The sequence below is a fragment of the Kitasatospora sp. NPDC056273 genome (assembly GCF_042268845.1).
GTDB lineage: Bacteria > Actinomycetota > Actinomycetes > Streptomycetales > Streptomycetaceae > Kitasatospora.
The window spans coordinates 33,734-47,758 of the sequence record NZ_JBHJSJ010000045.1 but is presented as its reverse complement, the minus strand read 5'-3'; the positions used below and the strand labels follow the sequence as shown (position 1 = coordinate 47,758).

12 protein-coding genes are annotated in these 14,025 nt (G+C 74.2%); 5 read left to right on the top strand and 7 right to left on the bottom strand.

The window, feature by feature from the left end:
* Positions 1 to 86 precede the first annotated feature (86 nt).
* Complete coding sequence (locus ACFCY1_RS30790) at positions 87 to 1,205, top strand: PLP-dependent cysteine synthase family protein (protein ID WP_117492468.1); 1,119 nt, start codon at positions 87 to 89, stop codon at positions 1,203 to 1,205.
* 95 nt (positions 1,206 to 1,300) lie between these two features.
* On the opposite strand, the gene ACFCY1_RS30785 is transcribed toward ACFCY1_RS30790, so the two are convergent.
* The 5 genes from ACFCY1_RS30785 to mscL form a co-directional block, all read right to left on the bottom strand.
* On the bottom strand, positions 1,301 to 1,639 hold the full coding sequence (locus ACFCY1_RS30785; protein WP_375876702.1) for a DUF6191 domain-containing protein: 339 nt from the start codon (positions 1,637 to 1,639) through the stop codon (positions 1,301 to 1,303).
* Between the two features lie 94 nt (positions 1,640 to 1,733).
* Positions 1,734 to 4,223 (bottom strand): right-handed parallel beta-helix repeat-containing protein, encoded by a 2,490-nt coding sequence (locus tag ACFCY1_RS30780; RefSeq protein WP_049650969.1) that lies wholly within the window; start codon positions 4,221 to 4,223, stop codon positions 1,734 to 1,736.
* Between the two features lie 383 nt (positions 4,224 to 4,606).
* Entirely contained in the window at positions 4,607 to 5,482 is an 876-nt protein-coding gene (locus ACFCY1_RS30775) for an MOSC domain-containing protein (protein ID WP_375876701.1), read from the bottom strand.
* Between the two features lie 200 nt (positions 5,483 to 5,682).
* Complete coding sequence (locus ACFCY1_RS30770) at positions 5,683 to 6,462, bottom strand: DUF6643 family protein (protein ID WP_375876700.1); 780 nt, start codon at positions 6,460 to 6,462, stop codon at positions 5,683 to 5,685.
* 426 nt (positions 6,463 to 6,888) lie between these two features.
* Entirely contained in the window at positions 6,889 to 7,335 is a 447-nt protein-coding gene (mscL, locus tag ACFCY1_RS30765) for a large conductance mechanosensitive channel protein MscL (RefSeq protein ID WP_049650971.1), read from the bottom strand.
* A gap of 479 nt (positions 7,336 to 7,814) precedes the next feature.
* Between mscL and ACFCY1_RS30760 the strand changes: the two genes are divergently transcribed.
* From ACFCY1_RS30760 to ACFCY1_RS30750, 3 genes are all read left to right on the top strand, one after another.
* Positions 7,815 to 9,077: a glycosyltransferase family 4 protein gene (locus tag ACFCY1_RS30760; RefSeq protein ID WP_375876699.1), complete on the top strand. Its 1,263-nt coding sequence runs from the start codon at positions 7,815 to 7,817 to the stop codon at positions 9,075 to 9,077.
* Between the two features lie 173 nt (positions 9,078 to 9,250).
* A complete protein-coding gene (locus ACFCY1_RS30755) occupies positions 9,251 to 9,925 on the top strand; it encodes a thiol:disulfide interchange protein DsbA/DsbL (protein WP_375876698.1) in 675 nt (224 codons plus the stop codon).
* A 117-nt stretch (positions 9,926 to 10,042) separates the two neighbouring features.
* Complete coding sequence (locus ACFCY1_RS30750; RefSeq protein WP_375876697.1) at positions 10,043 to 10,918, top strand: alpha/beta fold hydrolase; 876 nt, start codon at positions 10,043 to 10,045, stop codon at positions 10,916 to 10,918.
* A gap of 72 nt (positions 10,919 to 10,990) precedes the next feature.
* Here the strand turns inward: ACFCY1_RS30750 and ACFCY1_RS30745 are convergent, their stop codons facing one another.
* A complete protein-coding gene (locus tag ACFCY1_RS30745) occupies positions 10,991 to 11,737 on the bottom strand; it encodes an SAM-dependent methyltransferase (RefSeq protein ID WP_375876696.1) in 747 nt (248 codons plus the stop codon).
* Between the two features lie 43 nt (positions 11,738 to 11,780).
* Positions 11,781 to 12,929: a glycosyltransferase gene (locus ACFCY1_RS30740; protein WP_375876695.1), complete on the bottom strand. Its 1,149-nt coding sequence runs from the start codon at positions 12,927 to 12,929 to the stop codon at positions 11,781 to 11,783.
* Between the two features lie 57 nt (positions 12,930 to 12,986).
* On the opposite strand from ACFCY1_RS30740, the gene ACFCY1_RS30735 reads away from it, so the two are divergent.
* Entirely contained in the window at positions 12,987 to 13,757 is a 771-nt protein-coding gene (locus ACFCY1_RS30735; protein WP_375876694.1) for a glutamate racemase, read from the top strand.
* Positions 13,758 to 14,025: the final 268 nt, after the last annotated feature.

The following is a 14,025-nucleotide window of genomic DNA, read 5'->3' as shown; positions in this document are numbered from 1 at the left end:
GCTGGCTCTTCGAAAACGGTCACTTATCGTCACTCTCATACACTCGTAGTGAGCATCGGGGGGCCACCACGAGGGAGACAGCGACCATGAGCACCCAGTCCGGCATCGAGCCGACCGCCGACGTCGACCGCTCCGACCCGGAGTACCGCGCCTGGCTCAAGGAGGCGGTGCGCAAGGTCCAGGCCGACGCCAACCGCTCCGCCGACACCCATCTGCTGCGCTTCCCGCTGCCCGCGGAGTGGGGGATCGACCTCTACCTCAAGGACGAGTCCACCCACCCGACCGGCTCGCTCAAGCACCGCCTGGCCCGCTCGCTCTTCCTCTACGGGCTCTGCAACGGCTGGATCCGGCCCGGCAAGCCGGTGATCGAGGCCTCCAGCGGCTCCACCGCCGTCTCCGAGGCGTACTTCGCCCAGCTCGTCGGCGTGCCGTTCATCGCCGTGATGGCCAAGAGCACCAGCCAGTCCAAGATCGACCTGATCCAGTTCCACGGCGGCGAGTGTCACCTGGTCGAGCGTTCGGACGAGGTGTACGAGGCCTCCGCCCGGCTCGCCGAGGAGACCGGCGGGCACTACATGGACCAGTTCACCTACGCCGAGCGGGCCACCGACTGGCGCGGCAACAACAACATCGCCGAGTCGGTCTTCGCCCAGCTGCGCCTGGAGCCGCACCCTGAGCCGGCCTGGATCGTGGCCACCGCCGGGACCGGCGGCACCTCGGCGACCATCGCCCGGTTCGTGCACTACATGCAGTACGACACCCGGATCTGCGTCGCGGACCCGGAGAACTCCTGCTTCTTCGACGGCTGGGTGCGCCACGATCCGGAGGCCGTCTGCGAGAGTGGCTCGCGGATCGAGGGCATCGGACGGCCGCGGATGGAGCCGAGCTTCGTCCCCGGGGCGATCGACCGGATGATGAAGGTGCCGGACGCCGCGTCGATCGCCGCCGTCCGGGTGCTGGAGCAGGTGCTCGGCAAGAAGGCGGGGGCCTCCACCGGGACGGGCCTGTGGAGCGCGCTGCGGATCGTCGCCGAGATGCGGGCGGCCGGGCGGACGGGCAGCGTGGTCGGCCTGATCTGCGACCCGGGGGACCGCTACCTGGACAAGTACTACTCGGACGACTGGCTGGCGGGCGAGCGGATCGACATCGCGCCCTACCGGGCGGCCCTGGAGTCCTTCCTGGCCGGCGGCGCCTGGACGGGCTGACGCGCCGGGCGGCGGACGGGTGACAGCTGACAGATTTCAAACTCTGTCAGCTGTTATCTGTTATCTGTTCGCTGTCGCCTGTTCGTCGTCAGCCGTCAGCCGGTGCCCGCCACCCGCCGGATCACCACCCGACCGCCCGCAAGGTCGATCCCCGTCCGCTTCGGCGCGCCGTCGTGCTCGTCGTCCCGCAGCACCAGCTCGACCCGTCGCTGCTCCAGCTGCACCCGCTTGCTCGGGTAGAGCAGCGCGTGCAGCTCCTCCGTCGCGGTCGCCCCCGCGCCGCGCCCGCCGCTGTGCCCGCCGTCGCGCCCACCGTCGGGTCCCACCGCCGGCCGGGCGCGCAGCCGCCGTACCACCGCACCGAGGAAGAACACCACGACCAGTCCGGCCGGCAGCAGCAACCCGCCCGCCGCGCCCGTCAACAGCACACCCATGCCCGGCTCAACGGCCCGGCGCGGCCGACGAGTTCCCCGGCGACGAGTTCCCCGGCGACGAGTTCCCCGGCCGCCGGCCCTACCGCAGTGGGCCCTACGGCAGCGGCGCCGTGGGCAGGTCGGCCGGGACGAGCAGCTGGAGCTCCTCCGTGGACGGGTCCGCGAGATGGGCGATCCGTACCGCGTGCCGCTCGACCATGGTCTCAAAGACCTGTCGCGCGGTGCGCCCGTTGCCGAAGTTGGGGCCGCGCTCCATCCCGCCGAAGTGTTCCAGCAGCGCCTCCTCCGTCTCCTCGGAGAGCGCGTACTCGTGCTCGGCGCACTGCGACCGGGCGATCTCCAGCAGCTCGTCCGCCGTGTAGTCGGGGAAGCCGATGGTGCGTGAGAAACGGGAGGAGACACCGGGGTTGGCGGAGAGGAAGCGCTCCATCTCGGCGGTGTAGCCGGCCACGATGACGACCACCTCGTCGCGGTGGTCCTCCATCAGCTTGACCAGGGTGTCGATCGCCTCGCGCCCGAAGTCCCGCGCCCCGTCCTCGGGTGCGAGCGCGTACGCCTCGTCGATGAAGAGCACCCCGCCGCGCGCCCGGTCGAAGGCGGCCGCGGTGCGGATCGCGGTGGAGCCGATGTGTTCGCCGACCAGGTCCACCCGTGCCACCTCGACCAGGTGTCCGCGCTGGAGCACCCCGAGCGAGGCGAGGATCTCGCCGTACAGCCGGGCGACGGTGGTCTTGCCGGTGCCGGGTGCGCCGGTGAAGACCAGGTGGCGGCGCAGCGAGGGGGCCTTGAGCCCGGCCTGGCGGCGGCGCCGGCCGACCGAGATCAGGTCGATCAGTGTGCGCACCTCCTGCTTCACCGTGGCCAGCCCGACCAGCGAGTCCAGTTCGGCGAGCGCCTCCTCGGCAGGCCGGCAGTCCGGGATCGGCGAGATCGCGGCCGAACCGGCCGCGGCCGACGCCAACAGCGGTGCCACCGTGGTCAGTTGGGCGGTCCGCGGCGCGGGCACGTCGGTGGATCCGTACGACGACCCCAGCCCCGGACCGCGCCCGCCCGCGGATCCCGGCCCCGCCCCGCCGCCGGGCGGGGCGGGAGCGGACGGCACCGGAGCCGCCCCGACGTCGTCCGAGATGCACCCCTCGGTGACCGGCCCCGGCTCGGAGAACTCGAACCCGGCCCGCTGGTTGTGCTCCGCCCGGCAGCGGGTGAGCTGGGTCCGGCAGCCGTCGATGATGTGGAAGCCGAAGCCCTTGCCCTGCGAGACCCGGCAGTCCTCGAAGGTGCCCCGCCCCTGGGCCGAGACGTACACCCCGGCGTCCGTGCTGGCCCGTACGGTGCAGGCGCGCAGCACCGGGTCGGCGCCCTTGGTGACGATCACGCCGGTGGCCACGTCGGAGATCTCGCAGTCGGTGAGCAGTCCGCCGCTGCCGTGGTCGCGGAACCAGAGCCCGGTGCCCGCCTCCTGCACCCGGCAGGAGGCCAGGGAGACGGTGGCCCCGCCGCTGACGGAGACCGCCGAGCTGCGGATCCGGCTGAACGAGCAGCCCTCGGCGGTGGCGGCGGAGTCCCGGTCGAGGACGAACAGGGCGTCCGGCAGGTCGTGCAGCGAGCAGTCGGTGAGGGTCAGCCGGGCGCCGTCGCTGACCCAGAGCGCCGGGTACTCGCCGGTCGAGCCGTGGATCTCGCAGGACTCGGCGACCGCCTCGGTGCCCTGGTCCCAGACCGACAGCGCCCCGCGCCCGAAGTCCCGGACGGTGCTGTTGGCGAGGCTCAGCCGGGCGCGTCCGCGCAGGTCGGCGCCGTTCTCGGGCAGGTCGTGCACCCGGCAGCCGGTGAGCACCAGTTCGGCCTCGCCGTCCAGGGTGAGACCGTTGCCGGTGACCCGGTGGATCTCGCAGTCGACCAGCCGCCCGCCCGCCTGCGCCTCGGCCTGCACGCCGCTGCCGCGGATCTCGTAGATCTCGCAGCCGGTCAGTTCGGCGGCGCTGCCGGGGTCGGAGAGCAGGACGCCGGCGCCGGAGGCGTGGTGGACGCGGCAGCGGTCCAGGGCCGCGGTGGCGCCGCCGAGGACGGCCAGTCCGGCCTGGCCGGCGGCGGCGACCTCGCAGTCCTCGAAGGCGGCGGCGGTGTCCGGGCCGCGCAGCCGCAGCCCGAGCCCGCCCGGGTTGGTGACCACGCAGCCGCGCAGGGTCGGCCGGGCACCGCCGGTGACCTCGATGCCGGTGGCCGAGCGGGTCTCCACCCGGCAGCCGCTGAAGGAGGGGGTCGCCTCCGGCCCGGTGACCAGCACGGCCGGGGTGGTGCTGTCGCCGCCCTCGACCACCAGGTCGCGCACGGTGGCGGCGGCGGTCACGGTGAGCGCCACCCCGGAGGGCGGGTCGATCCGGACCGTCCCCGGGCCCTGGGCCGGGACGATCGTCACCGGCTTGTCCAGCAGCACGTTCTCCCGGAAGGTGCCCGGGCGGACGGTCACCGTGTCGCCCGGTTCGGCGGCGGCCAGGGCCTCCGCGAGCGTGTCGTACTCGCCCGCGCGGCGACGCCAGCGGGATGCGCTGTCCTGGGTGACCCGGACCCTGTGCTCAGCCATGACGGTCTGTCGTCCCCACCTTCGTCGAGCCGGCGATCAACGGGCCGAACGCGCGGGGGTGCGCGGGCCGTCCGCCCACCGTAGCGCGCCCACGTGGGTGGTCCGGCCGCCCGCGGTCGCGCGGACACCGGTAGCGCTCAGCGCCGCCACAGGTTCCGACCACTTGTTTCAACGAGCGCGCACAGCGGTGGTTCCGTCCGGGCGCGCCGGTTTCGGAGTGCGGCGCGTGCCCGGCGCCGGTCCACAGGCCGATGCGCCCCGCCCTCCGGCACGGGCGGTCGGCGGTCGGCATCCGACGGTCGGTGGTCAGTACTCGACCGTCGGCAGCCGGCGCGGAGGGTCGGCGGGAGCGGCCCACCCTCCCGGAGAACCGGCCCGAGCGCTCAGCGCCCGTCGGCGGGCCAGTGCGCCCCGTCCTCGAGCACCTCGAGCTCGTCGCCCAGCCGCAGCGTGCCGAGCTCGTCCCCCTCGACGCCGGCCGGCCGCTCGGGGATCAGGTTCTGCCCGAACGCGGCCTTGCGCAGCAGCCGGTGGTGCCGGGCCAGGGTGCGCAGCGGCTCCTTGCCGCGCCGCTCGCCGGTCTCCTGGTCGGTGGTGGTGATCATGCAGCGGCCGCACGGCTTGACCACCTTGAAGGTGACCGAGCCGATCCGGATCCGGCGCCAGGTGTCCTCGGCCCACGGCTCAGTGCCGCCGATCACCACGCTCGGACGGAAGCGCTCCATCGGCAGGGTCTCGTGGCCGTCCGGGTTCTCGGCGGCGATCAGCTCGTTGAGGCGGTCCAGCGAGGCGGTGGTGGTGAGCAGCAGCGGATAGCCGTCGGCCATCGAGACGCTGTCGCCGGGCGCGCTGTACTCGGGGTCGACCGGCCGGGCGCGCGGGTCGTCCAGGTGCACCAGGCGGTAGTCGCCGAGGTGTTCGGCGATCCACCGGTGCGTCTCCTTGTCGGCCTCCGCGGCACGGAAGCGCGTTCCCCAGACCTCGACGTCGGCGAGCGGGTCACCGGCCGCGACGGCGGGGGCGGGGACCTCGATCCGGGAGCCGTCGGGGGTGGTCAGGGTGAGGACGCCGTCGGGCAGCAGTCCGGTCCGCACCCGTGCGAGGGCCGCGTCCTCACGCTGGCTGACGAAGCGTCCGTTCGCGTCGGCGAGCATCCAGCGACGGTCTCCGGCCAGACCCCAGGGTTGAACCACGGCGGTGTCCGGGCTCAGGCGGTACATCGACTTGACGGGGTAGACGTGGAGTCCGGTGAGGTGCATTCCTCCATCCTGCCAGCCTGCGGGGGTTCGCCGGGAATGCCCCCTAATGCGCACGGACCGCCCGGACGCCGTGGGGGGCGTTCCGGGCGGTCCGTGGATGACCCGTTTCTCCGTTCGCCCGGCGTACGGGGGGCGCCGGGTGCTGCTCAGGTGGTGCGGGTGCGGGCCGCGTGGGGGGACGGCCTCGGGGTGTCAGCGGCTCAGTAGCCCTGGCCCTGCTGGTGGTAGCCGCCCTGGAACTGGCCGGACTCGCCGTACGGGCCCGGGCGCTGCGGCTGCGTCGGGCGGACCGGCGCGACCGGCGCCATGGCCGGGCGCAGCTGGGCACCGCCGAAGGACTGGTCGCCGCCCTGGCCCTGGAAGCCGGGGCCGCCGGCGGCCGGACCGCCGAACGACTGCTGGCCGCCGAAGCCCTGCGGAGCGGCGGGCTGGCCCTGGCCGAAACCGCCCGGTCCGCCGGCCGGCTGCGCGCCGAAGGTCTGCTGGCCGCCCTGGGCGCCGATGAAGGTGTTCTGGCCGCCGAAGCTCTGGCCGCCGGTCGGCTGGTAGCCGCCTCCGGGGGTCTGGCTGAAGGCGGGGGTGCCGGGCTGCGGTCGCTGGTACGGCTGGGGGGCGCCGTAGCCGGGGACCGGAGGCTGGGGGGCGGCGTACGCCGGCGCGGGCTGCGCGGGGATGTACGCCGTGGCGGGGCCGGCGGAGGGGCCGCTGCTCGGGCCGGGGCCCAGGGCGAGGCGGGCGGGCGGCAGCGCGGGGAGGTTGCTGCCGGCGCTTTCGTACCCGTTGGCGTACCGGTTCTCGTAGGACGGGCCGAGGCCGGATCCGTAACCGGACGACAGTGCCGGCGGCAGGGCGGCCGGCACGTTGATGGGCGCGATCTGGGGGACGCCGCGCTCAGCCACGAGGCTGTCGTAGATCGGCGTGCCGGAGGAGTAGGACGGAGAGGGGTAGCCGACTCCGTCGTAGGAGCGGGGCGAGGTCATGGGGCATACGGTAAGCCCACAACGCGCCTGCTGAGGAGAGCGGGAGGGGGAGCAGTTCGAGTGTTTACACAGTCTTCGCTCGCACAAAGGTTTCGAAAGTAGGAAAGACGGACATTCCGGCGACCGGTTCCGGACAAGCTTGGCACCCCGTCAGTGGTCGAACGGCGGCCGGACGGAGGCCCCGGAAGGCCTTGTGGTGACCGGCCGGTGGACGGTCGGGGGCCCTGCGGAGAAACTTTTCCCGGACAGGGCGTGCGCGGGCGCATTCGAGCCCCCGCCGAGCAGGCGACGGGGGCTCGTGAATGTTTCGGGAATAAAATTCCCGTCAGCTCTCCGGGGCCCGGTTCAGGCCCGCGACCTGGGCCGTCGGCCCGATGGCCGGCTGCCGATCAGGCGGCGGCCCGTCGCTGGTCCGGGTGTCGGCGCTCAGTGCGACTGCAGGGCCTGGGCCTGTGCGGGCAGGGCCGGCTTGCCGATCTCGGAGGTGCAGAAGGAGCACCGGGTCGCGGCGGCCGGGATGCTGCTCAGGCACTCCGGGCAGTCCACCTTCGCGGCCGGCGCGGGCTTGGCCGATTCGAAGCGGGACTGGAGCTTGCCGACCGGCAGCACCACGGCGAAGTAGATGACGGCGGCGGTCAGGACGAAGCCGATGACCGCGTTGACGAAGAGGCCGTACGGGAACCGGGTGCCGGCCACGTCGAAGGTCTTCTGGGTGAAGTCGCCGACGGCGCCGGACGCGACGCCGACCAGCGGGGTGAGGAAGGCGCTGACGAACCCGGTGACGACGGCGGTGAAGGCAGCGCCGATCACGATGCCGACCGCGAGGTCCACCACGTTTCCGCGCAGCAGGAAGCTGCGGAATCCCTTGAACACCGGGTGACTCCAAATCCGTACGGGGGAGGGGGAGATGGGGCGGCACGGCGGGTGCCGCCCCAGGCCGGACATCCTGCCGAGCGGGCCGGGCCGAGGTCCAACCGCGTTCACCCGAATCGGGTAACCGCCGCGGCGCCCCGCGTCCGTGGGCCCTGCGGGGCGGGGACGCTCCGCGTACCGGCCTTTCCCCGGTCGAACAGCCGAGCCAGTCGGTTGGTCGACCGCTCCAACTCGCCCCTGTGGCGCCGCGTGTGGCGCCGCATGTGACACCGGCACGCGCCGGTCCGGGGCGGCGCCGACCCGGCGCGACAGGGTGGACCGGAGCGCGGCAGGGGGCGAGACGGGGCGCACGGCGGTCGCGTACGGCGCACGACGGCGGCCTCGTGGCGCACATCCGGTGTACAAGCGCGGGCGGATGGGCCACCATCAGGTTGCGCGAAGGGGATGTACCGGGCGGAGCACTGTGCCAAGGTCGGTCCATGCCCGACCATTTGTCGGCCGATCCGGCCGGAAACCGTCCGCGTGTCCTGCACCTGATCAGCGACTCACGCCGGGGCGGCGCGCAGAACTTCGCCCGTGACCTCCACCGGGAACTGGGCCGTCGGGGGCAGGCCTCCGCGCTGTGCGCCCTCGCCCCGCACCCGGCCGTCCCCTCCGGCCCCGGCGGGGCGGGCCGGGACTCCACCGGCCCCGGTTCCGCAGGCCGGAGCCCCGATTCCGCAGGTCCGGGCTCCGGGTCCGCGAGCCCGGACCCCGAGGCCGCCGGCCGGTCCGCCGTCGACTGCTCCGCCGCCGCCGGGCTACGCTCCGCCGCCGTGCTGGGCCCCGGCCGGCTGCACCCGAGCACCCTGCGGGCGCTGCGCTCCGCCTCCCGCGCCGCCGACGTGGTGCTCGCCCACGGCTCGGACACCCTGGCCGCCTGCGCCCTCGCCCTGGCCGGGACCCGTACGCCCTTCGTCTACGTCTCGGTCGGCCACCCGCGCTACTGGACCGCCAACCGGTTGCGCCGGGTGCGCGGCGGCGCGCTGATGCACCGCGCGGCCGCCGTCACCACGCTCACCGACGAGGCGCGCGTCGTCCTGGAGGAACAGTTCCGGCTGCCCGACGGGAAGGTGCACGTGATCCCCAACTCCCGTGCCGCCGAGAGCTACCCGCCTGCCGACGGCCGGGACGACCGGCGTGCCGCGCGGCACGCGCTGGGCCTTCCGGCCGACGTGCTGCTGGTCGCCTGGATCGGGGCGATAGCCCCGGAGAAGCGGCTCGACCTGGCCCTCGACGTGCTCGACCGGCTGCCCGACGTCCGGCTCGCCGTCGCCGGAGACGGACCGCTGCGCGAGTCGCTGGCCCGCCACCCGGCCGCCGCCCGCGCCCACTTCCTCGGCCCGCTGCCCGACCCGGCCCCGCTCTACCGCGCCGCCGACGCGCTGCTGCTGACCAGCGACAGCGAGGGCGTGCCCGGCGCGCTGATCGAGGCGGCGCTGGCCGGGGTGCCCGCCGTGGCCACCGACGTCGGCTGGGTGCGCGAGGTGGTCCGGGACGGTGCCACCGGCGCGCTGGTCGCCCCCGGGGACCCGCTCGCCCTCGCCGAGGCGCTGGGCAAGGTGCTCGCGGTCAACCGGGCGGGCCTCGGCGCGGCGGCCCGGGCGCACGCGCTGGAGCACTTCGAGCTGGGCGCCGTCGTGGACGCCTGGCAGCAACTGGTCGCCGAGGTATGGACGGCGGGCCCGGAGGCCGCCCGCTGACCGGGGTGGCCAGGCGGGCCAGGGGTGCCATGCCGACCGGGGTGGCCGGGCCGACCCCGTCGGGTGGCCGGCCCGTCCGCGTGCCCGGCCCGGCTACGCCGTCCGGGCGAATCCGGCGCGGCCCGTGCGCAGCAACCGGCCGGTAGCGAACCGCCGCCAGCACACTGCCCGGTGTGAAATCGAAGTCGCTGCTGCGGTCCACCGTCCTGCTCGCCGTCGCCGTCGGGATTGCCGCGTCCCCCGTCCAGGCCGGCGCGATCACCCACCAAATCCCGTTCGGGGGCGCCCAGTTCGTCAAGCTCGACCATCCGCAGCCGGTCCGTGAGAGCGTCCGGACCGAGGCGGTCGAGTTCTTCTGGTACGACTGCAGCCACTCCCAGGCGCTCGAACAGCCCCTGCAGGCCTGGGCGGAGAAGCACCGCGCCGATGTCGCGCTGCGCCGCATCCCGGCCGTCTGGCCCGGCAGTCCGGACGAGGCCGCGCAACGGAGCCACGCCCGGATCTTCTACACGCTGGAGCGCCTCGGCCAGGTCGACCGCCTCCAGGTCAGCGTTTTCCGCGCCGTGCACACCGAGCGGGGCGACCTCACCACCGAGGCCGCCGCCACCGACTGGGCCGCGCGGCAGGGCGTCGACGCCAAGGCGTTCGGCGAGACGTACCGCTCCGCCGAGGTGACGCGGTCGGTCGAGGAGGCCGCCGCCGACTTCACCCGCTACGGCGTCAACGAGCTGCCGACGGTCGTCGTCCAGGGTGAGTACCGCACCTCGCCGACCCAGGCCGGCGGGGTCGAGGCGATGCCCGAGGTGCTCGACCACCTGGTGCAGCAGGAGCAGGCGCGGGGTCACTGAGCCGGTGCTCCGGCCCTCGCGGTGACAGCGGATCAGCTCGCTCATGTGCCCTGCCCGGCAGGCGTCTTGTCCGAACAGCACCTTGCCTAACCATTCACATGCTGTTTAATGGTTAGCATGAGCGAGCTGATGATCCCTCACGTCCACCACCGCCACGTCGACGTCGACGGCCTGCGCGTCTTCTACCGCGAAACCGGCCCGCTCGACGCCCCCGTGCTCCTGCTGCTGCACGGCTTCCCGTCCTCCTCCCACCAGTACGCCCGGCTGCTCGACGCGCTCGGCACCCGCTACCGCCTGATAGCCCCCGACTACCCGGGCTTCGGCCACAGCGACAGCCCCGCACCCGACGCCTTCACGTACCGCTTCGACGCCCTCGCCGACGTGATCGAGGGCTTCTGCCTCGCCCTCGGCCTGGACCGCTTCGCGCTGTACGTCTTCGACTTCGGCGCCCCCGTCGGCCTGCGCCTGGCCACCCGGCACCCGGAGTGGATCACCGGCCTGGTGGTCCAGAACGGCAACGCCTACGAGGAGGGACTCTCCGACCAGGCAAGGGAGTTCATCGCGAACAGGCGCGGCGTGCCGGGCGCGGAGCGGGCCGCCCGCTCGATCCTCACCCCGGACGTCACCCGCGGCCAGTACGAGGGCGGCACCGGCGACCCGAGCCTGGTCGCCCCCGACGGCTGGACGCTCGACCAGCACCTCCTCGACCTGCCCGGCCGCAAGGACATCCAGGTCGAACTCGCCCTCGACTACTTCTCCAACGTCGAGCTCTACCCCGCCTGGCAGGCCTGGCTGCGCGCCGACCAGCCGCCCACGCTGGTGCTCTGGGGAGTGGGAGACCCGTTCTTCACCGAGGCCGGTGCGCGCGCCTATCTGCGCGACCTGCCCGGGGCCGAGCTGCACCTGTTCGACACCGGGCACTTCGCGCTGGAGGAGAAGCTGCCCGAAATCGCCCCGCTGATCGACGACTTCCTCGCGCGGATCGGGAAGTAGCCGACCGGTGCGGGGTGTTCGGGGGCGGGAGGCTCAGGCGGTTCGGGCGTGTTCAGAGCCCTTCGGCGTGCTTCAGTCGCGGCGCAGCAGGTAGGTGACGAAGCCGAGCGTCCCCCGGTAACCGTGCAGCCACCCGGTGCGGTGCCGGTCCGCCGCCTCCCGGGCGGCCGCCGCGTCAGGGTGCTCCGGGTGGTCCAGCGCCCACTCGGCCAGCGAGCCCGTCCAGGCGAACTCGTACTCGTCCCACTCCTGTTCGGTGCTGACAAGCCCGAACACCGGCGTCCAGCCCTCCGCGAGGACCCGCCCGGTGGTCGTCGCGAGATCCGCGAAGTCCTCCCGTGCCGCGCCCAGTCCGTCCAGCGCCGCCCGGGACGGCTCGCGCTGCCAGAACCCCTCGCCGACCAGCAACCGGCCGCCCGGGGCCAGGAGTTCGCGGGCCGCGGCGAGCGTCGGCAGCAGGCCGCCGAACGCGTGGGTGGCGCCGACGCACAACACCAGGTCGAAGGGCTCCTCCGCGGTGAACTCCCGTGCGTCCAGGTGGTGCAGGCCGATCCGGCGGGCCACGCCCAGCGCGGCCGCGGACTCCCGGGCCCGGGTCAGCGCCGCCGCGTCCAGGTCCACGCCCGTCGCCCGCCAGCCCGGGCCGGCGGCCAGCGCCCGGAGCAGCCAGGCGCCCTCGCCGCAGCCCAGGTCCAGGGCCCGGCCCTGCTCCGTCCCGGCCATGGCACGGTCCAGCAACCGGGCCACCGAGCCGTCCGCCAGCGGGGCCGCGATCGGGTGGTGGGCATGGGCGAGGCGGGAGATCTGCTGACGGTCCATCCGAGCAGTATGGATCGGGGCGGTGCGGCGCGCAGCGGGTTTCTCAGGCCCGGGAGTACGTCCGTCCCTTCCACGCCGAGCCCCGGCCGCGCCAGTGCTGTACGGCTGAGTCCACCGTCATCAGCAGGTACAGCCCCGCGGTGAACGGCAGCAGCAGCACGGCCGCGGCCGGCTGCCCGTAGTACCGGACCATCGGCAGGTACGTGCCCGCCATCAGCGCCCACGCCGCCCCACCCGTCGCGGCCACCGCCGGCGCGCCCGCCACCAGCCCGGCCACCGTCGCCACCGGCGGCACCAGGTACACCAGCGCCAGCCCCAGCACCGTCCCGAGCAGCAGCGCCGGCGAATGCCTGAGCTGGGCGTACGCGCTGCGCGACACCATCCGCCACAGCTGCTCCAGCCGCGGGTACGGACGCACGCTGTCCACGTCGTCGGCCAGACCCAGCCAGGTCCGGCCGCCGGTCGACTTCACCGCCCGGGCCAGCGACACGTCGTCGATCACCGCGCCGCGGATCGCCGCCACCCCGCCCGCCCGCTCCAGCGCCTCCCGCCGCACCAGCGAACAGCCGCCGGCCGCGGCCGCGGTCCGGGCACCCGGACGGTTGCTCCGGCGGAACGGGTACAGCTGGGCGAAGAAGTACACGAAGGCCGGCACGATCAGCCGCTCCCAGCCGGTCTCCACCCGCAGCCGGGCCATCTGGGACACCAGGTCCAGGCCGTTGCTCTCGGCGGCGGCCACCAGCTCGGCCAGCGAATCCGGGCCGTGCGCGATGTCGGCGTCCGTCAGCAGCAGGTACTCGGCGTCCGGACCGGCCAGCTCCACGCCGTGCCGCAGCGCCCACAGCTTGCCGGTCCAGCCCGGCGGCAGCGGGGGAGGGGTGGTGACGGTGAGCTCCAGCCCGTCGATCGTCCGCAGCTCCGCCGCCAGCGCGCCGGTGTCGTCCGAACTGTGGTCGTCCACCAGGATCACCCGGGCCCGCCCCGGGTACTTCTGCGCCAGCAGCGTCGGCAGGCTCACCGGGACCACCGAGGCCTCGTCCCGGGCCGGCACCACGACTGCCACCTGCGGCCAGCGGACCGGCGGGCGACGCGGCGGCAACCGAACGTCGGTGCGCCAGAACGAGCCGTGGCAGCACGCCAGCCAGAGCCAGACCAGCAGGGAGAACGCGGCGATCCACAGCAGGACGGTCACCCCGGCAGTCTGCCGCAGAACCGGGCCCGACGGGCGGATCGACTAAAGTCTTGAGCCGTGAAGATCGCACTGATGGACTCCGGAATCGGCCTGCTGGCCGCCGCCGCCGCCCTTCGGAAGCAGCGCCCGGACGTGGATCTGGTGCTCTCTTCCAACCCGGCCTCGATGCCGTGGGGGCCCCGTACGCCGGAAGAGGTCACTGAACTGGCCCTCGGCTGCTGCCGGGCCGCCGCCGCGCTCGAACCCGACGCGCTGGTGATCGCCTGCAACACCGCCTCCGTCCACGCGCTCGCCACCCTGCGGGCCGAGCTGGAGCCCGGGCTGCCGGTGGTCGGCACCGTCCCGGCGATCAAGCCCGCCGCCGTGCGGGGCGGCCGGGTCGCCATCTGGGCCACCCCGGCCACCACCGGCAGCGCGTACCAGCGTGGGCTGATCCGCGACTTCGGCGGTTCGGCGGACATCACCGAGGTCGCCTGCCCGGGCCTCGCGGACGCGGTCGAGCACGGCGACGACGAAGCCGTCACGGCCGCCATCGCCGACGCCGCCGCCCGGACGCCGGCCGGCACCGACGCCATCGTGCTCGGCTGCACCCACTACGAACTCGTCGACGACCGCATCCGCGCCGCCGTCGCCCCGACCGCCGCCCCGGGGCTCACCCTGCACGGCTCGGCCGACGCCGTCGCCGCCCAGGCCATCCGCCGCGTCGCCGACCCCACCCGCACCGGCACCGGCACCCTCACCGTCCTCCACGCCGGCACCCCCGCCCACCTCCCCCCGGCCGCCGCCCTCTACCCCCAGGGCAACGCCCTCGCCACCCTCATCGGCTGACCGCGCGAGAAGTCGACCCGGCCGACTTCTGGTGCAACGACTGCCCCGAACCGCCCCGCCTCCCCAGGGTGAGCGTCTGGTCGCCACGGCCTCTATGCGCATAGAGCCGCTGGGCAGGGGATCCGGCCCGCCGACAGTCGGCGCGCGGGAAATAGCAATTGCCGAAATAACGCGCAACCACCCCGTGGAGCGGCACCACCCCCCGCGCAACCGGCCAATCGCCCCGGGCTCGTCGCGCCGAGAGGGCACGGGCGCGGGGCCGGGCGCA